Raw genomic sequence first — 21,619 nt, forward strand, 5'->3', positions numbered from 1 at the left:
CTTGAAGGCAGAAATCTCTTTATCTTTATCCTTTACAATAAAATTTGAGGGTGCAAATATACCAACAATAATTCGTTTACTAAAATTGAAATTCAATTATCATTTCCACATAAATTGCTATATAACAATAATTTATATAGGCTTAACACTTGTTTCTTGTAGTAATTCTGAAGAAAAAGATAGAGATCATCATGTTTTTCGGTACAATCAATACGAGAATGTAAGTTCATTAGATCCAGCGTTTGCCAGAGATGTAGCCAATATTTGGGCTACAAATCAATTATTTAACGGATTGGTACAGTTGGACGATAATTTGCACATCAAACCGGATATCGCCAAACGCTGGGAAATCTCTGAAGATGCCTTACACTATACTTTTTACCTTCGGAATGATGTGAAATTTCATAGACATGCTGCTTTTAATACCAAAGACAGCACCAGAAGAGTGGTTGCGAAGGATTTTGTGTACAGTTTTAACCGATTAAAAGATCCTAAAGTTGCCTCGCCTGGGAATTGGGTATTGAAAAATGTAAAACACTATCGCGCGGTTAACGATACCATCCTGAAAATAGAACTCAACATGCCGTTCCCTGCCTTTTTGGGACTTTTGAGCATGCGATACTGCTCTGTAGTACCCAAAGAAGCGGTTTTGTATTATGGTGACGAATTTAGAGCGCATCCTATTGGTACAGGTCCTTTTAAATTCAAGCTATGGGAAGAAAACGTAAAATTAGTCTTTCGTAAAAATCAATTGTATTTTGAAAAAGATGACAACGGCAAGCAACTCCCCTATCTTGAAGCGGTAGCAGTTACCTTTTTACCCGATAAGCAAAGTGAGTTTTTACAGTTTGCCAAAGGAAAGATCGATTTATTAAACAGTTTGGATGCTTCGTATAAAGATGAGCTTTTAACACCCAGTGGTAAACTAAGAGATAAATACAAAGATCGAATCAATATTAGCAAAGGACCTTACCTAAACTCTGAATACCTGGGCTTTTATCTGGATACCGAAAAAGAGGAAATTCAATCGCTTTTATTGCGTAAAGCAGTAAATCATGGGTTTGATCGTAAAAAAATGATTACCTATCTTAAAAATGGTATTGGTATGCCTGCGGAAAATGGTTTTATCCCTAAAGGAATCCCTGGATATGCCAATATTCCAGGATTTGAATACAATCCAGAAAAATCCAGAAAACTAGTCGAAGCTTATAAAAAAGAAACCGGAGATAACGCCCCCACAGTTCGTATCGCTACCGATGCTAATTATCAAACCATCTGTGAATACATACAACGCGAACTCGAAAAAATTGGGATCAACATTATTGTAGATGTGATGCCCTCCTCAACCATACGACAAAAGAAATGGGCTGGTAAATTAGATACCTTCAGAGCGAGTTGGATTGCCGATTATCCCGATGCCGAGAACTTTTTATCTCCCTACTATAGTAAAAACCATACACCCAATGGACCAAACTACACGCATTTCAAAAATGAAACTTTTGATCGTTTGTATGAGGAAAGTTTTTTGATTACCGATGATCAAATACGAGAACAATATTATGCCAAGATGGATTCTATCATCGTAGCCCACGCTCCTATTGTTCCGTTATATTATGACGAAGTAGTCCGTTTTACACAAAAAAATGTGAGAGGACTAACGAATAACCCTCAAAATTTCCTGATCTTAAAACGAGTTTGGAAAGAGAAACTCGACTAGAAGTTTTTTCTCCAGTCTTTAGTGGTCTCAAAAACGTGTTCTAATATCTTTTTATCCTGTTCAGTAAACTCGACTTTACGTCTATCCATCACCACTTGTGCCACATCAAAGGCTTTTTTGGTAAGATAGGTGGTAAAACCAGCGCTACCACCCCAGCTATAGCTAGGAATAAAATTACGCGGAAAACCACCACCAAAAATATTAGCATTTACTCCAACTACAGTACCGGTGTTAAACATGGTATTGATCCCACATTTGGAATGATCTCCCATCATTAATCCACAAAATTGCAGTCCTGTTTTAGCAAAACCTTCAGTTTCGTAACTCCAAAGGCGTACAGGAGCGTAATTATTTTTTAAGTTCGAAGTATTGGTGTCTGCACCCAGATTACACCACTCGCCCAGTACGGTATTCCCAATAAATCCATCATGTCCTTTATTGCTATATCCAAAAATTACCGAGTTATTCACCTCTCCTCCTATTTTGGAGTGTGGTCCTACAGTGGTTCCTCCATAAATCTTAGCTCCCATTTTAACCGTAGCGTTATTACAGAGTACAAAAGGACCTCTGATGATGCTGCCTTCCATAATTTCGGCATCCTTACCTATATAAATGGGTCCCGCACTAGCGTTCAATATCGTAAACTCTAGTTTTGCTCCTTCTTCGATAAATACATTTTCTGGAGCAATCACGCGATTGCTTTCGGGTATGGGTTGACTTTCTCTATCGGCGGTAACCAGTGCAAAATCTTGAGCAATGGCTTGCTCATTTTTAGAGAAGATATCCCAGGTATTTTTAACCGTAAGCAGTTCCTGCTCGTATTGTACAATGGCAAAGCTTTCAAAATCTACTTCCTGATCTTCTTTTACAAAAAAGGCAATTGGCTCTTCACCATCAAAAATGGCTTGATTTTCTTGTAACTCTTTGATTTTGGCTACCAAATCCGTCGTAGGCAAATACGAGGCATTGATCATTATATTATCCTCCAGCTCCACCATTGGGAATTTATCACTCAAATACTCTTCGGTAACGGTAGAAGTGGTATACCCCAGGTGTTGCTCCCATTTCTCACGAATGGTTAAGATCCCGATTCGTATATCTGCTACAGGTCTTGTATAAGTAAATGGTAATAAAGCATTGCGCGAAGGCCCATCAAAAAGAATGTAGTTCATGTGCTATGATCAAAAAAGTTACTATTGGTTAACTGCGACAAAAATAAGCACGTTGGTCTTAAAAATAATGCGGTTGAGCTATTTTATTTGGAAATAAATAGTGGAGAGGTTTTGATTTTGGTTGTATGGTGCGTTGATAAGAGGCTGCACTTCGCACTTCGACTCCGCTCAGTGCTCGATATGCTATAATTGAAATATGTATTAGTTATGTGTGCCGGGTGTAGCCGCACTTCGACTCCGCTCAGTGCTCGATAATGTTACTACACACAAATAGCGTTACGTATGCTGAGTAGAACCGTACTTCTCCCTTCGAGAGCCTCAGGGCTCGATAGGGTGATAATTGGCGTACACTGAGCGGAGTCGAAGTGTACAAACAAAAAAGCCCTTCCTGCTCGGAAAGGCTTTTTGTAAACGGTGTCGCCAAATTACTTCTTGAATTTCGCGTATTTGTTTTTGAACTTGTCGATACGTCCTGCGGTATCGATAAGTTTTGATTTTCCAGTATAGAATGGATGAGAAGTTCTAGAGATTTCTAACTTCACTAGCGGATACTCAACACCATCAACATCGATAGTCTCTTTAGTATTCGCAGTAGACTTAGTAATAAAAACCTCGTCGTTAGACATATCTTTAAAAGCTACTAATCTATAATTTTCTGGGTGAATACCTTTTCTCATTTGGTTTATCTTTTCTTTTTTGCGAGGTGCAAATTTACAACTAATTTCTTAATTGCAAAATATTTTTACAATAAACAGTTTTAAATTTCATCTAAGCACTTATTTAATAAGACTTATTTATTTTCACTCTAATCTTCTTCCTTAGGATCTTTAGGTTTTTCACCTTCCGAATTTATCTCACTTAAAAAATTAATGATAGCACAAATAAGACTTTGGTTATCACAATCCGAAGAAGATTTTTTTAAGCGTTTTGTATCATTAACAGATATCAAATGTTTAAATTGTTCAGATATCGCTGTAAACTCCTCCCCTGTCATGTTAATCGCTTTCAACTGAAGAAATAGATTTAAAAATGTTTGCGATTTTTCTCCTAAGATTTCCAAAAACAAAGCTTCCATTTCCGCTTCGCTCAAGCTCTCAGTTGAAGATTTTTGACCTAAAACAATAATAAATTGCTGATACTTACCTGTTTTCACAGACTCATTTAACTCAACAAGCATTTGCTCCACCAATAATTCCTTCTCTACTTGAGAAATCTCTTCAACATCATCCCTAGTACAAGATGAAATTCCTATAGCCGAAACGGCTATTAAAAAAAGTAATAATTTTCTCATACGTGATTCTTTTTGTTAATATATTTTTATTCAATTTAAAATTGGGGTATTCTGTTAAAAATTCATCTTTTTCACATTCCAATTCAAGAGAAAAACTCATATCACTCAAAAAATCAATCATTTACGCCAAATCCCCCTGTATTGAGTAAATCCCCTTATTTTTCCACTGTTCACGCCTTAAATTACATGTGGTAAAACCGTAAACATCTGGCTAAAGATACGATAAAATTATGAATTATCCCGATAAAACGCTAATTTTATTACAATTGTAACATTTTTTTATATTTGTATACTGATATTAGAAAGCATATTAAAAGGAATCTATCGCTTATGGTTGAAACTACTATCTCTACAAAAAAACACATATTAATTTATGGACTATTAATCGGTGCCATTTGGATTATTTATGGGGTTTTGCGTCATGTAACTGACAACAGAACTACATCAAATTGGGCATTTTCAACCTTTGAATTAGTTCTACACATTTGTATAATATCTTATACCATCTACAAATACAAATTTAATAATGACAATTTTTTAACTTTATGGCAATCGATAAAAATCGGTATTGGAATCTCTGCTATTAGTGCGCTTTTATTAATTTCCTGGGATATTTTCTTTCTTAAGTTTATTTCGCCTGAAACATTAAAGGAAATAGTAAATCCTTCCAATTCTTCAACCCTAGAGGAATTAACAGAACAAAATAGAGGATTAAGTGAAGAAAGCACTTATTTTATTAAACGTTCAACCGCGAGTTTGATTTACCACTTAACCTTTGGATTAATAATCTCTATGCTCAGCGGTGCCATCATGCAAAAAAATCCAGATCCTTTTGATTAGTATTACAGACTCTTGTTTCTATGGTTACTCCTGCAGCAATATTTTGAATAAAAGGGAACAGCTTGTAACATTTTAGTATCTTTGAATACGTATAGGTTATAATTAACCTTAACAATGTTCAACAATGGAAAATGAAAAACCTTCTTCAAAAAAGATAATTATCAACTATGGAGTAATACTAGGAATCATCTCTATATTACTAGGTGTGGTGATTTATGTCACCAATACATACACCGATCCACATTGGTCTTTTACCTTAATTGGAATTTTAATCCTTATTGCAGTAATTGTAATGGGAATCAAGGCCTATAAAAAATCAAACCACGGTTTTCTGGAACTTACTGATGCCTTAAAAATCGGTATTGGTATCGCCCTTATCGGTGGGATTATTGTTGTAATCTGGTCATTTGTTTTAACCACAGTAATTGAGCCGGAATACATGCAAAATGTGCTGGATGCACAGCGTGAAAAACTACTGGATAATCCAGACATGACTGAAGCTATGGTAGAGCAAAGTATGTCTGTAATGGAAAAAATGAGTAGTCCAATGATTGGTGCTGCATTTTCTCTTATTGGTAACTTGTTTTTAGGTTTTATCTTTTCGTTATTTGCGGGACTCGCAATGAGACAAAAACAGGAACTTTATTAATTTATGAATATATCCGTGGTCATACCACTGCTCAATGAGCAGGAATCACTTACCGAATTATACAATTGGATTGCAAAAGTTATGCAATCCAATTCTTTTTCTTACGAAATTATCTTTATCGACGATGGAAGTACGGATGGATCGTGGGACACCATTACCCAATTATCACAACAAGACCCACAGGTAAAAGGGATTCGCTTTTTAAAAAACTTTGGAAAGTCCCAAGCCTTACACGCTGGTTTTGAACAAGCAAAAGGTAATGTGGTGATCACAATGGACGCGGATCTACAGGATAACCCAGAAGAAATCCCAGAATTGTATGACCTGATCGACAAAGACGGGTATGATCTGATCTCAGGCTGGAAAAAGAAGCGTTACGACTCGGTAATTGCCAAAAATTTACCTTCTAAACTATTTAATGCAGCAGCGCGTAGCACCTCTGGAGTAAAATTGCATGATTTTAACTGCGGGCTCAAGGCCTATAAAAATATTGTAGTAAAAAACATCGATGTACATGGTGAGATGCACCGCTATATCCCGGTTTTGGCCAAGAATGCCGGTTTCAACAAAATTGGAGAAAAAGTAGTGCTGCATCAAGCCCGTAAATATGGTAAAACCAAGTTTGGGATGAGTCGTTTTATCAATGGCTTTCTGGATCTAGTCACTATTTGGTTTATGTCACGTTTTGGTAAGCGACCCATGCACTTTTTTGGGTTGATTGGTACCTTATTATTTATCGTTGGATTTGGGTTTTCGCTATACCTGGGGATCGATAAACTTTTTATAGAGACCAAAGGTAGACTTATCGCCCAACGCCCAGAGTTTTATATTGCTTTGACTGCCATGATTCTGGGAACACAGTTCTTTTTGGCTGGTTTTTTAGGAGAAATTATACTTACCAGCAAAAGAAGCAAAGAGCGCTATAAGATTTCCGAAAAAATACACCTCTAAAAGTGTGATTTTCTGCGGTATTTTCATGCCCAAACTAGTATTAAATAGTATTTTTGTTATAAAATCATTTTCATGCAAGTAACAGATTCCGACATCAGCCAAAAAGTAAGCGAGTGGCTTACTCCTATCTTTGACACAGAAACACAACAACACATTAAAAACCTGCAAGAAAACGCTCCCGAAGACCTAAAAGAAAGCTTTTATAAAGACCTAGAATTTGGTACCGGTGGAATGCGTGGTGTAATGGGTGTCGGAACCAATCGCATTAATAAATATACTCTGGGTAAAAGTACCCAAGGACTTAGTAATTACTTACTCAAACAATTTGAAGGTGAACAACCTAAGGCAGTAATCGCCTACGATTGCCGCAATAATAGTGATACACTGGCACAAGTAGTAGCCAATGTGTTTTCGGCCAATGGAGTAAAGGTGTACTTATTTTCTAGCCTACGCCCTACTCCTGAATTATCTTTTGCCGTAAAGGAGTTAGGATGTCACTGTGGGATCGTACTTACGGCTAGTCATAACCCGCCAGAATATAACGGATATAAGGTGTATTGGCAAGACGGTGGGCAATTGGTACCACCGCAGGATGCAGAGATCATTGCAGAAATCAATGCATTACAATACGCAGATATTAATTTTGAAGCACAACCGAACCTTATTGAAAAAATAGACACAACGATTGACGAAACTTTTATCAATCAAAGTGTACAAAACGGGAGTATCGCCGCTACTCAAGAAGCGAAAGATGATCTTACGATCGTATTTACCTCTTTGCATGGTACTTCTATCACCGCAGTTCCTGAAACCTTAAAACGTGCAGGGTTCAAAAACGTACATATCGTAGAAGAGCAAGCGGAGCCTGATGGTAATTTCCCAACGGTAAAATCTCCTAATCCAGAAGAGCCAGCTGCACTAACTATGGCTATGGACCTAGCCAAAAAAGTAAATGCCGATATCGTGATCGGTACAGATCCGGATTGTGACCGTTTAGGAATCGCGGTACGCAATACGGATGGAGATTTACAATTGTTGAATGGGAATCAAACCATGGTAGTGATGACTTGGTTTTTGCTAGAGCAATATGCCAAAGAAAAAACATTTAAGGGCAACGAATTTATTGCCTCTACTATTGTATCTACACCGATGATGCGTAGTATTGCCAATGGTTTTGGAGTAGAATATCTCGAAGTACTTACCGGATTCAAATGGATTGCAAAACTGATCAAAGATTTTCCTGAAAAACATTTTATTGGTGGTGGTGAAGAGAGTTTTGGTTTTATGGTAGGTGATTTTGTGCGTGATAAAGATGCGGTGACTTCTACCCTATTGGCTTGCGAAATTGCAGCCTATACCAAAGCAAATGGCAGTTCATTCTATGCAACCTTACTAGAACTATATACCAAATATGGTTTTTATAAAGAAAATCTGGTGTCGCTAGTTAAAAAAGGAATCGAGGGTGCGCAAGAGATCAAACAAACAATGATTGATCTGCGTAATACTCCGCCAAAACATTTAAATAACGAAAAAGTGGTCTTGATCGAAGATTACCAGAGTAGCATTGCCAAAAATCTACAAGATCATACAGAAACGACCATCGATATCCCAAAATCGAATGTGTTGATTTTTTATACCGAAGGTGGTAGCAAAATTGCAGCTCGACCCAGTGGTACCGAACCAAAAATTAAATTTTATATCAGCGTACAAGGGTCTTTGGATTCGGTGGCTGATTTTGATACCGCACAACAACAATTGGATAGCAAGATTGAAGCTATCAAAAAAGATTTACAATTAACTTAAATAACAGTGATAGCTGTTTTGAAATAATTAATGAAATACTTTAAACAAATTCTCCGCTTTGCGGCTCCTTATAGAATATATGCAATCTTAAATATCATCTCGAATATTTTTTATGCGCTCTTTGGTACATTGGCCATGGTATCTTTATTTCCTATGCTTAATGTATTGTTTGACAAAACCAAAAAAGTATATGAAGAGCCGCAGTGGGAAGGTTTCTTTAATGTTCGCGATTACGCTGAGAGTTACCTGAGTTACTTTGTAACCCAAAAAGAACAGCAAGGAAGTGATGATGTGTTGATTTTTATGGTGATCCTGGTGATTAGCATGTTCTTTTTGAAGAACATTTTTAGTTACTTGGCCATGTATTTTATCACCTTTTTACGAAATGGGGTATTAAAAGACATCCGTAATGAACTGTATCACAAAACCGTAGCATTACCCCTCTCTTATTTTTCTGAAAAACGAAAAGGAGATACCATGGCTCGTATATCTACCGATGTTTTGGAGATTCAACATTCTTTTTTATCAATTTTAGAATTGATTGTACGAGAACCCTTGATGATTCTGTTCACTATCGTCGCGATGGTATTGATCAGTGTAAAACTGACCATATTTGTATTCATTTTTATACCTGTGTCCGGTTTCTTAATCTCTTTGATCGGAAAGCGTTTGAAAAAGGACTCAGACAAAGTACAGCAAGAACAAGGGTTTTTCCTCTCCATAGTTGAAGAAACGCTTGGTGGATTGAAGGTAGTCAAAGGATTTAATGCCGAAAAGATCTTTGGGAGCAAATTTGAAGCTTCTACCAGACGATTCTATGACTTTTCGAATACCTTATTAAATAGACAGAATTTAGCATCTCCTACTAGTGAGTTTCTAGGAATCTCAGTTATTGCTATCTTATTATGGTATGGTGGACAAATGGTTTTGGTAGACAAAACCCTGGATCCGGGGCTCTTCATTGTGTATATGGGATTGGCCTATAATATATTGACTCCGGCCAAAGCGATATCCAAAGCCAGTTATGGTGTAAAACGAGGAAATGCAGCTGCAGAACGTGTCTTAGAAATTTTGAACACGCCTTCTCCTCTACAAGACAAGCCTAATGCACAAGAAAAGGAAGGGTTTGATCAAAAAATTGGGATCAATAACATTTCCTTTAAGTATGAAGATGACTATGTATTAGATGATTTTTCTTTAGAGGTTCCAAAAGGTAGCTCCGTTGCCTTGGTAGGACAATCTGGTAGTGGTAAATCCACCATTGCTAACCTGGTCACTCGTTTTTATGATGTAAATAAAGGAAACATCAACATCGATGGTGTTGATATCAGAGATTTGAGCAAACACTCCTTAAGAAATTTAATGGGATTGGTGACTCAGGATTCGATCCTATTCAATGATACCATCAAAAACAACCTATTAATAGGAAACGAAACGGCTACAGAAGAAGAGATTATAGATGCGTTAAAAGTTGCCAATGCCTGGGAGTTTGTAAAAGACTTACCCAAAGGTATCGATACCAATATTGGAGATAGCGGAAATAAACTAAGTGGTGGTCAAAAACAACGTCTATCGATCGCTAGAGCGGTATTAAAGAACCCTCCTATCATGATTTTGGACGAGGCTACCTCCGCACTGGATACTGAAAGTGAACGACTTGTACAATCTGCCTTAGAGAATATGATGAAAAATCGAACCAGTATCGTGATCGCACATCGATTATCAACAATACAAAATTCAAATTTAATCGTTGTAATGCAAAAAGGTAAAATTGTTGAAAAAGGTACACACGAAGAATTAACTGCAAAAGATGGAGTGTATCAAAAATTAGTAACGATGCAGTCGTTTGAATAAAAAATAATTGACTTCCAAATAGTTATAAAAGAAAAAAGAGTGCTGTCGCACTCTTTCTCTTCACACAAATCATCTTAATTTAGGGGCTTACTCTAAAATTAAAACTCACTCTTATTAATAAACTTTCACCTTGGGGGAAATGAAAGTAGTAATTCATTATTACAGTGTAAAGATACGACTAATTTTCAGTTTTCCAAATAAAAAATGCATTTTATCTAAAAAAATGTGTTTTTTAACGTTTTGATATACTGAACATATCATACTTTGTAGTCTTATTCCTACTTTACTCAAAAATATCAAAAACCTATAAAAAGAAAAAAGAGTGCTGTCGCACTCTTTCTCTTCACACAAATCATCTTAATTTAGGGGCTTACTCTAAAATTAAAACTCACTCTTATTAATAAACTTTCACCTTGGGGGAAATGAAAGTAGTAATTCATTATTACAGTGTAAAGATACGACTAATTTTCAATTCTCCAAATAAAATCTGCATTTTATCTATAAAAAATGCAAATAAACACTAAATTTAACATTTATTCCTACATTTTTCCTACAAAATTGATCAGTTTACCTTTTTTTACAAGTTTATTAAACCTTTTTTGTGTACATTAGTCTAAGAGGTTAGAATAAACTATCACTAATCATATAAAAAGTCTACCATTGAATATTCAAGAAGAAGAAAGCTTACTTATTGCCCTGCAATCTGATGAAGATATCAATGCAGCCTTTAGCAAGTTGGTTACCCTCTACAAGCAACGTTTGTATTGGCATATACGTAATATGGTCAAAAGCCATGACGACACCGATGATATTTTACAGAATGTCTTTATTAAGGTATATAAGAATATAAGTAAGTTTAAAGGAGAGAGTAAATTGTATTCCTGGTTATACCGTATAGCTACCAACGAATCGATTACCTTTCTCAATCAAAAAGCCAAAAAATATAATATTAGCAATGAAGAGCTAAACCTGCAATTGGTACAGAATTTGGAAGCTGATGTATATTATAATGGTGATGAAATGCAATTGAAGTTACAAAAGGCCGTTGCCACTTTACCTCAAAAGCAGCAACAAGTATTTAATATGAAGTATTTTCAGGAATTAAAATATAGAGAGATATCAGAAATCCTGGAAACCAGTGAGGGAGCCCTAAAAGCTTCTTATCACCTGGCAGTGAAAAAAATAGAAGATTTTTTAAAAGAAGGTTAAACCTTTATACATTTACACAGTCATATATATAGTGAAAAAAGATAAATTACATAAAGACAACGGAGGTTTTAAAATACCAGATGGATATTTTGAAACATTTGAGGATCGATTACAAGAGGCCATTGCTTCTGAAACCGATACCTCTCCTACTCTGGATACAAAGATATCTTCAGGGTTTACCACTCCCGATGGCTACTTTGATCATGTAGAGGAATCTATCACTAAAGTCATAACGTTTCAAGAAGAAGAGAAATCAATACTAGATCATAAGATCTCTTCTGGATTTAGCACTCCAGAATCCTATTTTGAGTCTTTGGAAGAAAAGGTATTGCAAAAAGCTACAAAAGAAGCGCCTAAAGGAAAGGTAATCTCAATATTCTCTAAAAGGAATCTCCTTTACATATCTGGTATAGCCGCTATGATTGCCATTATCATTTCTGTATCTATTAATAAAGGAAATACTGGCTTAACAGACATCAATACTCTGGAATTAGCAGATATACAGGAGTATTTTGCAGAAGGGAATGTAGAGCTTAGTAATGAAGATATTGCTTCCTTATTGGATGAAGAGACTAACTATGCCGATGTATTTGAGGAAAAAGAAATTTCTGAAGAAGAACTATTAGAATATCTATCCGAAGAAGATCTCGAGGATGACATTATATTTACAGATTAACAAATGAACGAGTGTATAGCTCCAAATGAACGATTGAAAAATTAAATTTGATGAAAAAGATACTACTACTGATATGCTTCGCTTTTATTTCGCTACACGCTATGGCGCAAGGACCTGGTCCAGGTGGTGAAAAAATCAAAGCGTTTAAAGTTGCCTTTATCACAGAACAATTAAATCTAAGCAGTAAAGAAGCGCAACAGTTTTGGCCTATCTACAATGCTTATGATGAAACTGTACACCAAATTAAGAAAAGTGAACGCAAGGGTTTTAGAGCACTAAAAGAAGCTTACAATGGACCTGATGGATTAAGTGATCGCCAGGCAGGAACATTTTTGGACAATTATATGGATGGCGAAACCAAAAAAATGGAAGCTAGAAAAAAATTGATCAAAGATTTGCAAAGCGTGCTCCCAAATAAAAAGATCGTACGCTTGATTAAAGCAGAAAATGATTTCAATAAACGATTATTGGATCGGGTACGACAATGGCGAAATCGAAGAAATAATCAATAGATATAGGAAGAGGCTTAGATAAGCCTCTTTTTTATTTAAACGTAAGTTTGGCAATTCTTCCTTTACCTGCTGCAATGGCAGTACTATCTGTCAAAAAACGTAAGGTGTAAAATCCTTCTTTACTGAGTTCTTTCCAGGACACTCCTCTATCGTTGGAAATGCTAATCCCTGTAAAACCTACTACAACCATTTCTTCTCCTTTCCCATTAGGGATATAGCGAACACAGCTTTTATAACCCGCTCCACTACCATCGGCAACTAACGTCCATGTTTTTCCACCATCTTTTGTAATGGCTTTGTTCGCCTTGTTATTCTCTGGTTGGGTGTAGTCTCCTCCATAAATCACTCCATTCAAAGCATCAAAAAACGCCATCGAATACGCTCCCGTAGTTGGTTGTCCTTGTATAATAGGTGTATCTGTAACCGTCCAGGTTTTTCCTTTGTTTGGAGAGTAAAACACTCGGGATTTCATCCCTCCTGACACCATCCAGGTATGTTCACCTTGTATAGCAATATTCCCATTACTTGCCGCAAATGCAGCCTCTCCTTCTGCTGTTTCTGGTAAATCCTCGCAAGATACCTTTTGCCAGGAATTGCCTCCATCTCTAGTGATGATAACAGATAAGCATCCATCTGTTGGATCCCCCATTGCGATTCCTTCTTTATCGTTCCAAAAAGAAATGGCATCATAAAATGCTTTTTTATGATGTTCTTCGTAGACCAACTTTTCTTCTTTATTTTCAATATTCACCTTTCTTAATCTGGCTGGCGAACTGATTCCTAGACTGTAAAATGAATTGTCAACAAAAGTAACTGCTCTGTGTTCTGTGATCCAATTTTTACTACTATCTACCACTTCGTTGATCGTGTATTCCCTTAAACTTACCGAATTGCTCTTCAAATCCAAAAAACCATACCCTTTGTTAAATCCAAAACCAACCAAAGAATCCCTATATATGTCAATAGCACGTATACTTATTGAATCTTTATAGAGTATTTCTATATCCACTTCAGAAAAATTGGGCTTTACAATTTCCTCTTTGGTACCACAGGATAGTATACTTAAAACGAAAATAAGAATCAAAACTACTCTCATATGCAACAATTTTGACCAAATATAATAGTATTTGATTACAAACGTCTACCTTTGCAAACCTTTAAAAAGTAGCACCATGCGTTTACATAGAAATCTTGTTTTTGCGGTAATTGACGGACTTAATGAAATCTTTAATGAAGATGGGTATGCCGACAAAGTAGTTCAAAAACTTTTGAAACGAGACAAAAGATGGGGATCCCGCGATCGAAGCTTTGTGGCAGAAACGGTTTATGAAATTGTACGTTGGAAACGCCTGTATGCTGAAATCGCTGAAGTAAAAGAGCCTTTTTCAAGAGAAAATCTATGGCGAATTTTTGCGGTTTGGGCTACACTACGAGGAATTACACTACCCGATTGGAAACAAATCGGTCCTACTCCTACCCGACGTATCAAAGGACGTTTTGATGAATTAATTAAAATCAGAAAGTTTAGAGAATCTATTCCTGATTGGATGGACAAAATCGGAGAACAAGAATTAGGGGCTAAATGGGAAAAAGAATTGAAAGCGCTCAACGAGCAAGCTCCTGTAGTGTTAAGAACCAATACCTTAAAAATTTCGAGAGATAAATTACGAAGTGCCTTAGAAGATGAAGATATCGATACCGAATTCATCAAAGGATATCCAGATGCCTTGCAGCTTACTGAGCGCAAAAATGTATTTACATCAGATGCTTTCAAAAATGGTTTTTTCGAGGTACAGGATGCTTCATCGCAATTGGTGGCTAACTTTCTGGAAGTACAACCAGGGCAACGCGTGGTCGATACTTGTGCCGGAGCTGGAGGCAAAACGTTGCATCTTTCGGCTTTAATGCAAAACAAAGGGCAAATTATTGCTATGGACATCTATGGCAATAAACTGAAAGAATTAAAAAGAAGAGCAAAAAGAGCAGGTGCTCATAATATCGAGCCTCGCACCATAGAAAGCACTAAGGATATCAAAAAGTTACATGGCAAAGCAGATCGGGTTTTGATTGATGCTCCGTGTAGTGGATTAGGAGTGTTAAGCAGAAATCCTGACGCCAAATGGAAGCTTCAGCCTGAGTTTCTCGATTCGATCAGGCAGACACAATCAGAGATTTTGGAGAGTTATTCAAAAATGGTAAAACCCGGAGGGAAACTGGTTTATGCTACGTGTTCTATCCTACCTTCAGAAAATCAAAACCAGGTAGAGCATTTTCTTACCACAGAAACCGGAAAAAATTTCAATTTTATCAAAGACAAAAAAATATTATCTCATCAATCTGGTTATGATGGGTTTTATATGGCTTTACTAGAAAGAAAAGTACCTTCATAGGGCGCATTGTTATTTTTAATATTCATTTTTTTATTGCGGACTTTCCAAAATTCGAGAATATAGATCGAAATTCGAGAATATCGATTACTATTATTTTTATTCACTTCTTGGTTACAATAATTTCAGTGCTATTAGTAAAACCAAAATGTGAAAATCATGAAAAAAAAGAATTTAAAATCTCTTGTGTTAAAAAAGGAACGAATCGCTATCCTTAAGAAAATGTCGTTTATCCGAGGTGGAGCAACAGATTGGCCAGAAACTTTTAGGCATTGTCCACAGGATACAGATGTTTGCCCAAAAACAGACAAACCAAAAACAGATAAACCATTTTCACAGCAAACAGAAGTAAATCAAATCTGTTGTGTTTAAATTTTAAGAATCACAATGCTGATAAGAACAGCTTATTGAAGTTTTTAACACATCCCATAAGCTGTTCTTAATTAAACAAGATATAATAACTTTTAAGTAGTATAAGTAATAAAATTTTTCAGAGAACAAAGTTGTTTAAAATTTGGTGGATAACTCTACTATTCAATCTTATATTTATAGTTGATTTTATACAGAAAATAGTAAATTTGCAGCTTAATTAAAACAACACAAATAATCGAAGTATGATTCATTTCTTCGGAAACCCAAAAGAGAAAGTATTTGCCGTTCAAGCCAATACTGAAATTACCCCAGAAAGTATTAAAAAACTCACATGGTTATTTGGCAACCAACCTAAAATATCTACGGCGTCTGTTGACGCTTTTTTTGTTGGTCCACGTGCCGCAATGATCACTCCGTGGAGTACCAATGCAGTAGAGATCACTCAAAATATGGGTGTCGAAGGCATCATACGAATTGAGGAGTTCAACTCGGTTCCAGAATCGCATACGGACTTTGACCCGATGCTTTCTCAAAAATACGATGGATTGGATCAGGATATTTACACTATAGATATCCAACCTGAAGGGATTATTGCTATCGAAGATATTGCTGCCTATAACGAAAGTGAAGGATTAGCACTAAGCGAAGAAGAGATTGAATATCTGGAAGGAATAAGCCAAAAAATAGGAAGAAAACTCACAGATTCTGAAGTATTCGGTTTCTCACAAGTAAATTCAGAGCACTGTCGTCATAAAATCTTTAACGGTACATTTGTTATTGATGGAGAGGAGCAACCCTCTTCTCTTTTTAAAATGATCAAGAAGACGTCAGAAACACATCCAAATCATATCGTTTCTGCGTACAAGGATAATGTTGCCTTTATCGATGGACCCAAGGCTACACAGTTTGCGCCTAAAACTGCAGACAAACCGGATTTTTATACCGAGCAAGATTTTGAAAGTGTAATTTCTCTAAAAGCAGAAACACATAACTTCCCGACCACCGTAGAGCCTTTTAATGGTGCTGCTACAGGTTCTGGAGGGGAGATTAGAGACCGACTTGCAGGAGGAAAAGGTTCTTTACCGCTAGCAGGAACTGCAGTATACATGACTTCATACTCTAGACTTGAAGAAAACAGACCTTGGGAGCAAGCTGTTGCAGAGCGCGATTGGTTGTATCAAACTCCAATGGATATTTTGATCAAAGCTTCTAATGGAGCTTCGGATTTTGGAAATAAGTTCGGACAACCTTTGATCACTGGATCTGTACTTACTTTTGAACATGAAGAAGATGCTAGAAAATTAGGATTCGATAAGGTAATCATGCTAGCTGGAGGTATTGGATACGGTAAAAAAGACCAAGCAATCAAAGCCAAACCAGAAACAGGTGATAAAATTGTGATTCTTGGTGGAGAAAACTATAGAATCGGTATGGGAGGTGCAGCTGTATCCTCTGCAGATACAGGAGAATTTAGTAGTGGTATCGAATTGAATGCCATCCAACGTTCTAACCCAGAAATGCAAAAAAGAGCTGCCAATGCGATTCGCGGTATGGTAGAAAGCGATCAAAATACGATTATTTCTATTCATGATCACGGAGCTGGAGGACATTTAAATTGCCTTTCAGAATTGGTAGAAGAAACAGGAGGTAAAATCGATTTGGATAAGCTACCAGTAGGAGATCCTACCTTATCTGCCAAAGAAATCATAGGAAACGAATCTCAAGAGAGAATGGGATTGGTGATCGGACCTGATAATATCGACACCCTACAACGTATCGCCGAACGTGAACGCTCTCCTATGTATCAGGTTGGAGATGTAACCGGAGATCATCGTTTTACCTTTACTTCAAAAACAAAAGGAGACACCCCTATGGACATGGATTTGGACCATATGTTTGGAAGTTCTCCTAAAACCATCATGAACGATGTAAATATTGATCGTAACTATAATGAGATCAATTACACTACTGACAAATTAAAAGATTACCTCGAGCAAGTGTTACAATTAGAAGCAGTTGCTTGTAAAGACTGGTTGACTAACAAAGTAGACCGTTGTGTAGGAGGACGTGTAGCTAAGCAACAATGTGCTGGACCATTACAACTACCATTGAACAACTGTGGAGTAATGGCTATAGATTACAAATCTGGCGAAGGTATTGCTACTTCTATAGGGCACTCCCCTATTTCTGGACTGATTGATCCCGAAGCAGGAAGTAAAAACTCTATAGCAGAATCACTTACCAACATTATTTGGGCTCCTTTGAACGAGGGATTATCTTCCATTTCATTATCTGCAAACTGGATGTGGCCTTGTAAAAATGAAGGAGAAGATACAAGGCTATACAAAGCTGTTAAAGCTGTTTCTGACTTTGCCATAGATTTAGGGATCAACGTACCAACAGGTAAGGATTCTTTATCCATGAAACAAAAGTATCCTAATGAAGAAGTTATCGCGCCAGGTACAGTAATCATATCCGCTGCTGCACATTGTAATGATATTGCCGGAGTGGTTGAACCGGTATTAAAAACATATGGTGGAGATATCTTCTACATCAATATGTCCAACGACAAACATCAATTGGGTGGATCTTCATTTGCGCAGGTACACAATAAAATTGGTACAACAGCACCAAATGTAACAAATGCCAAAGCTTTCAAAACTACATTTAATGTCATCCAGCAATTGATTCAGGATCGCAAAATTATCGCAGGGCATGATGTTGCTTCTGGAGGTTTAATCACTACCCTATTAGAGCTATGTTTTGCTGATGTAGATCTTGCTGCCAACATTGATCTATCTGAAATTGGAGAGTCCGATTCTATCAAGTTATTATTTGCAGAGAATGCCGGAATCGTTTTCCAAAGTGCTCCTAATAGTGATGTAGCACAAATACTTGCTGAAAACGGAATTGAATTTTTCAAGATTGGTAAAGCTGTTGAAGGAAACACGCTGCAGATTATAAACAAGGACGATAGTTTTGATTTGAATATTGCAGAACTTCGAAATACTTGGTATAAGACCTCTTACCTTTTGGATCAAAAACAAACGGCAAATAATCTTGCCAAGGATCGTTTCGAAAATTATGCAAAGCAACCTTTGAAATATGAGTTCCCTATTCATTTTATGGGAAGAAAACCGATCATTGATAGTAGCAACCCACGTCCAAAAGCAGCAATTATTAGAGAAAAAGGAAGTAACTCTGAGCGTGAAATGGCTAATGCCATGTATCTGGCTGGTTTTGATGTAAAAGATGTGCACATGACTGATCTTATTTCGGGACGTGAGACTCTTGAAGACATTCAGTTTATTGGTGCAGTTGGAGGATTCTCAAATAGTGATGTATTAGGCTCGGCAAAAGGATGGGCTGGAGCATTTCTATATAATGAGAAAGCCAATACGGCGTTGAAAAAATTCTTTGATAGAGAAGACACACTCTCTGTAGGGATCTGTAACGGTTGTCAGTTGTTTATGGAGTTAGAAGTGATCAATCCAGACCATGACACTCATGGAAAGTTAATTCACAATGCCTCATATAAACACGAAAGCGCATTTACCTCAGTAAAAGTTCAGGAAAACAATTCTGTAATGCTATCTACTTTGGCAGGAAGTACACTTGGGGTTTGGATTTCTCATGGAGAAGGGAAGTTTAGCCTACCACTGTCTGAAGACAATTATCATATCGTAGCCAAATATGGTTATGATGCATATCCTTCTAATCCAAATGGATCAGATTATAACGTAGCGATGATGGCGGATAAAACCGGTAGACATCTGGTAATGATGCCACATATCGAACGTTCGATTTTCCAGTGGAACTGGGCTAACTATCCAGATGGCAGAAAAGATGAAGTATCTCCATGGATCGAAGCTTTTGTAAATGCGAGAAAGTGGATAGAAAACCGATAATAATAAAGCGGTAGGATTAAAGATACCTTAAACTAGAATGGAGAATACTACCATATCCTCTTAAAAATTACGATATCAAGAATATCGCATCAAAAACAATAAAAAATTAAGGAGTTGATAAATTACAGCTCCTTTTTTTATATATTAGGGTTGTGTATTATCAGATTTTTTATAATTTGCGAAACTATGCACGCATAGTAATTTAACAAGATCCCTAGAAAGTAAAATGAAGCATTTGTTTTTGGTATATAATCCCTTGGATTTTACTATCTTATAAAGCATTTACACCATTCTTCTAGATAAGATTTGTTGAATTCTACAAAAAACATTTAAAACGACTTATGACGACAATTACTAGATTATTTGATTTTCCACATTATCAATTAGAGAAATTTAATTTAGACAAGGCTTTAATCACAAAGTATAATGGAGAGTGGATTGCTACTTCTACCCAAGAATACATTAATAAAGCCAACCAGATTAGTAGAGGTTTACTAAGATTGGGGGTAAAACCAAACGATAAAATCGCCATAATATCTTCAAATAATAGAACGGAATGGAATATTACAGATATTGGTGTGTTACAAATCGGAGCACAAGATGTTCCTATTTATCCTACAATTTCTCAGGAAGATTATGAATATGTATTAAATCACTCAGAGTCGGTATATTGTTTTGTTTCTGATGATGAAGTATTTCAAAAAGTAAAAAATATTCACGGAAATGTACCTTCATTAAAAGGAGTATATTCTTTTAATGATATAGACGGTTGTAAAAGCTGGAATGAAGTTTTAGAATTAGGTAAAGATGACAGCAACCAGGAAGAAGTAGAAAAGTTAATGGCAGGAGTACATGAAGATGATCTTGCTACCTTAATCTATACTTCAGGTACTACAGGTCGTCCAAAAGGAGTAATGCTAAGTCATAAAAACGTGGTAAGCAATGCCTTAAGTGCTGCAACTCGATTCCCTATTCCTTCGGGAGAGGCAAAAGCGTTAAGCTTTTTACCAGTATGTCATATCTATGAGCGTATGCTGATGTATTTATACCAATATTTGGGTGTAAGTATCTATTTTGCAGAATCGCTAGAAACGATCAGCGATAACCTTAAAGAAGTAAAACCAGATGTAATGACTGCGGTACCTCGACTTCTTGAAAAGGTATACGATAAAATTATTGCAAAAGGAGCGGATTTAACAGGGTTAAAGAAAAAGCTCTTCTTCTGGGCAGTAGAACTTGGTTTAAAATACGAACCCTACGGAGCCAACGGATGGTGGTATGAAAAGAAACTAGGATTAGCCAGAAAATTAATATTCAGCAAATGGCAGGAAGCCCTTGGAGGGAATCTAAAAGTAATTGCTTCGGGAAGTGCGGCACTGCAACCAAGATTGGCAAGAGTATTTAACGCTGCCGGAATGTCTGTGATGGAAGGATACGGTCTTACCGAAACCTCTCCCGTAGTATCCGTAAATGATGAAAGAGAGAAAGGTTTCAAAATTGGAACTGTGGGTAGAATGATTCCGAATACTGAAGTTAAAATTGCAGAAGACGGTGAGATTCTTGTAAAAGGACCACAAGTAATGCAAGGATATTACAAAGATCCAGAAAAAACTGCTGAGGTATTAAAAGATGGATACTTCCATACTGGTGATATCGGTGAAATTGATAGCGACGGGTTCTTAAGAATTACAGATCGTAAAAAAGAAATGTTTAAAACTTCTGGAGGAAAATATGTAGCTCCTCAATTGATTGAAAACGCTATGAAGCAATCCAGATTCATTGAACAGATCATGGTGATCGGTGAAGGAGAAAAAATGCCAGCTGCTTTCATTCAACCTAACTTCGAATTCTTAAAAGATTGGGCAGAAAGAAAAGGACTGCAGATCGGTGGAACAATGGAAGAAATGATCAGCAATCCTACCGTAATAGAACGCTATCAAGAAGAGGTAGATGAGCACAACGAAAAATTTGGTAAATGGGAACGTGTAAAGAAGTTCGAATTGACACCAGATGAGTGGAGTATCGATGCGGGTCACCTTACCCCTACTATGAAACTAAAAAGAAGAGTTATCAAAGAAAAATATAGTGCGTTATACACTAAGATTTATGGCTAATTCAAACTACTGATTACAATTGTAATATATATACAAGCTTAACTGTTAATCAGTAAACTCCTCATTTTATGGGGAGTTTTTTTATTAATTCAATAGAAAAACGTAAATTACTTCAACATTTTCTAAATTTTTACACTATTTATTATGCATGCATAATAAATTTT

At 36.5% G+C, this 21,619-nt stretch carries 17 protein-coding genes; 13 read left to right on the plus strand and 4 right to left on the minus strand.

Annotated features, from left to right (window positions below; genetic code table 11):
- The first annotated feature begins 85 nt into the window (after window positions 1-85).
- Entirely contained in the window at window positions 86-1,717 is a 1,632-nt protein-coding gene (locus tag ACXAGJ_RS15975) for an ABC transporter substrate-binding protein (RefSeq protein ID WP_474841139.1), read from the plus strand.
- Here the strand turns inward: ACXAGJ_RS15975 and ACXAGJ_RS15980 are convergent.
- From ACXAGJ_RS15980 to ACXAGJ_RS15990, 3 genes are all read right to left on the minus strand, one after another.
- Complete coding sequence (locus ACXAGJ_RS15980; RefSeq protein WP_474841140.1) at window positions 1,714-2,889, minus strand: GlmU family protein; 1,176 nt, start codon at window positions 2,887-2,889, stop codon at window positions 1,714-1,716. The two genes, ACXAGJ_RS15975 and ACXAGJ_RS15980, sit on opposite strands and share 4 nt — an antisense overlap.
- 425 nt (window positions 2,890-3,314) lie before the next feature.
- The gene (locus ACXAGJ_RS15985; protein ID WP_073314555.1) at window positions 3,315-3,566 is read right to left on the minus strand and encodes a type B 50S ribosomal protein L31; all 252 of its coding nucleotides are present in this window, start codon (window positions 3,564-3,566) and stop codon (window positions 3,315-3,317) included.
- Between the two features lie 128 nt (window positions 3,567-3,694).
- Window positions 3,695-4,180 (minus strand): hypothetical protein, encoded by a 486-nt coding sequence (locus ACXAGJ_RS15990; RefSeq protein WP_474841141.1) that lies wholly within the window; start codon window positions 4,178-4,180, stop codon window positions 3,695-3,697.
- Between the two features lie 330 nt (window positions 4,181-4,510).
- On the opposite strand from ACXAGJ_RS15990, the gene ACXAGJ_RS15995 reads away from it, so the two are divergent.
- From ACXAGJ_RS15995 to ACXAGJ_RS16030, 8 genes are all read left to right on the plus strand, one after another.
- Complete coding sequence (locus ACXAGJ_RS15995) at window positions 4,511-5,020, plus strand: DUF4199 domain-containing protein (RefSeq protein ID WP_474841142.1); 510 nt, start codon at window positions 4,511-4,513, stop codon at window positions 5,018-5,020.
- A 124-nt stretch (window positions 5,021-5,144) separates the two neighbouring features.
- A complete protein-coding gene (locus ACXAGJ_RS16000) occupies window positions 5,145-5,669 on the plus strand; it encodes a DUF4199 domain-containing protein (protein WP_474841143.1) in 525 nt (174 codons plus the stop codon).
- Between the two features lie 3 nt (window positions 5,670-5,672).
- Window positions 5,673-6,620 carry a glycosyltransferase gene (locus tag ACXAGJ_RS16005; protein WP_473286281.1) on the plus strand — a complete coding sequence of 316 codons (948 nt, stop codon included), beginning with the start codon at window positions 5,673-5,675 and terminating at the stop codon, window positions 6,618-6,620.
- Between the two features lie 72 nt (window positions 6,621-6,692).
- Complete coding sequence (locus ACXAGJ_RS16010) at window positions 6,693-8,423, plus strand: phospho-sugar mutase (protein WP_474841144.1); 1,731 nt, start codon at window positions 6,693-6,695, stop codon at window positions 8,421-8,423.
- 30 nt (window positions 8,424-8,453) lie between these two features.
- Window positions 8,454-10,277 carry an ABC transporter ATP-binding protein gene (locus ACXAGJ_RS16015; RefSeq protein ID WP_474841145.1) on the plus strand — a complete coding sequence of 608 codons (1,824 nt, stop codon included), beginning with the start codon at window positions 8,454-8,456 and terminating at the stop codon, window positions 10,275-10,277.
- A 666-nt stretch (window positions 10,278-10,943) separates the two neighbouring features.
- Complete coding sequence (locus ACXAGJ_RS16020) at window positions 10,944-11,486, plus strand: RNA polymerase sigma factor (protein ID WP_474841456.1); 543 nt, start codon at window positions 10,944-10,946, stop codon at window positions 11,484-11,486.
- Between the two features lie 31 nt (window positions 11,487-11,517).
- Window positions 11,518-12,162, plus strand: coding sequence for a hypothetical protein (locus ACXAGJ_RS16025; protein ID WP_474841146.1), 645 nt, complete (start codon window positions 11,518-11,520; stop codon window positions 12,160-12,162).
- Between the two features lie 50 nt (window positions 12,163-12,212).
- Window positions 12,213-12,674 (plus strand): hypothetical protein, encoded by a 462-nt coding sequence (locus ACXAGJ_RS16030; RefSeq protein WP_473286277.1) that lies wholly within the window; start codon window positions 12,213-12,215, stop codon window positions 12,672-12,674.
- Window positions 12,675-12,705: 31 nt separating this feature from the next.
- On the opposite strand, the gene ACXAGJ_RS16035 is transcribed toward ACXAGJ_RS16030, so the two are convergent.
- Window positions 12,706-13,770 (minus strand): WD40/YVTN/BNR-like repeat-containing protein, encoded by a 1,065-nt coding sequence (locus tag ACXAGJ_RS16035; RefSeq protein ID WP_474841147.1) that lies wholly within the window; start codon window positions 13,768-13,770, stop codon window positions 12,706-12,708.
- A 76-nt stretch (window positions 13,771-13,846) separates the two neighbouring features.
- Here ACXAGJ_RS16035 and ACXAGJ_RS16040 point away from each other — a divergent pair, with 76 nt between their 5' ends.
- The 4 genes from ACXAGJ_RS16040 (at window position 13,847) to ACXAGJ_RS16055 (ending at window position 21,455) form a co-directional block, all read left to right on the plus strand.
- Window positions 13,847-15,064, plus strand: a complete 1,218-nt coding sequence (locus ACXAGJ_RS16040; protein WP_474841148.1) for an RsmB/NOP family class I SAM-dependent RNA methyltransferase — start codon at window positions 13,847-13,849, stop codon at window positions 15,062-15,064.
- A 156-nt stretch (window positions 15,065-15,220) separates the two neighbouring features.
- On the plus strand, window positions 15,221-15,433 hold the full coding sequence (locus ACXAGJ_RS16045) for a hypothetical protein (protein ID WP_474841149.1): 213 nt from the start codon (window positions 15,221-15,223) through the stop codon (window positions 15,431-15,433).
- Window positions 15,434-15,675: 242 nt separating this feature from the next.
- On the plus strand, window positions 15,676-19,341 hold the full coding sequence (gene purL, locus ACXAGJ_RS16050; protein ID WP_474841150.1) for a phosphoribosylformylglycinamidine synthase: 3,666 nt from the start codon (window positions 15,676-15,678) through the stop codon (window positions 19,339-19,341).
- Between the two features lie 341 nt (window positions 19,342-19,682).
- Complete coding sequence (locus tag ACXAGJ_RS16055) at window positions 19,683-21,455, plus strand: AMP-binding protein (RefSeq protein ID WP_473286272.1); 1,773 nt, start codon at window positions 19,683-19,685, stop codon at window positions 21,453-21,455.
- The last annotated feature ends 164 nt before the right edge of the window (window positions 21,456-21,619 follow it).

It is taken from the genome of Aquimarina sp. AWH4_224 (assembly GCF_056160245.1).

What these genes read in the sequence shown, in the direction of transcription:
- ACXAGJ_RS15995 (WP_474841142.1), top strand. Translation starts at nt 4,511, where the DNA reads ATGGTTGAAACTACTATCTCTACAAAAAAACACATATTAATTTATGGA.
- ACXAGJ_RS16045 (WP_474841149.1), top strand. Translation starts at nt 15,221, where the DNA reads ATGAAAAAAAAGAATTTAAAATCTCTTGTGTTAAAAAAGGAACGAATC.
- ACXAGJ_RS16010 (WP_474841144.1), top strand. Translation starts at nt 6,693, where the DNA reads ATGCAAGTAACAGATTCCGACATCAGCCAAAAAGTAAGCGAGTGGCTT.
- ACXAGJ_RS16035 (WP_474841147.1), bottom strand. Translation starts at nt 13,770, where the DNA reads ATGAGAGTAGTTTTGATTCTTATTTTCGTTTTAAGTATACTATCCTGT.
- ACXAGJ_RS16055 (WP_473286272.1), top strand. Translation starts at nt 19,683, where the DNA reads ATGACGACAATTACTAGATTATTTGATTTTCCACATTATCAATTAGAG.
- ACXAGJ_RS16005 (WP_473286281.1), top strand. Translation starts at nt 5,673, where the DNA reads ATGAATATATCCGTGGTCATACCACTGCTCAATGAGCAGGAATCACTT.
- ACXAGJ_RS15985 (WP_073314555.1), bottom strand. Translation starts at nt 3,566, where the DNA reads ATGAGAAAAGGTATTCACCCAGAAAATTATAGATTAGTAGCTTTTAAA.
- ACXAGJ_RS16030 (WP_473286277.1), top strand. Translation starts at nt 12,213, where the DNA reads ATGAAAAAGATACTACTACTGATATGCTTCGCTTTTATTTCGCTACAC.
- ACXAGJ_RS16040 (WP_474841148.1), top strand. Translation starts at nt 13,847, where the DNA reads ATGCGTTTACATAGAAATCTTGTTTTTGCGGTAATTGACGGACTTAAT.
- ACXAGJ_RS15990 (WP_474841141.1), bottom strand. Translation starts at nt 4,180, where the DNA reads ATGAGAAAATTATTACTTTTTTTAATAGCCGTTTCGGCTATAGGAATT.
- ACXAGJ_RS16015 (WP_474841145.1), top strand. Translation starts at nt 8,454, where the DNA reads ATGAAATACTTTAAACAAATTCTCCGCTTTGCGGCTCCTTATAGAATA.
- purL (WP_474841150.1), top strand. Translation starts at nt 15,676, where the DNA reads ATGATTCATTTCTTCGGAAACCCAAAAGAGAAAGTATTTGCCGTTCAA.
- ACXAGJ_RS15980 (WP_474841140.1), bottom strand. Translation starts at nt 2,889, where the DNA reads ATGAACTACATTCTTTTTGATGGGCCTTCGCGCAATGCTTTATTACCA.
- ACXAGJ_RS16000 (WP_474841143.1), top strand. Translation starts at nt 5,145, where the DNA reads ATGGAAAATGAAAAACCTTCTTCAAAAAAGATAATTATCAACTATGGA.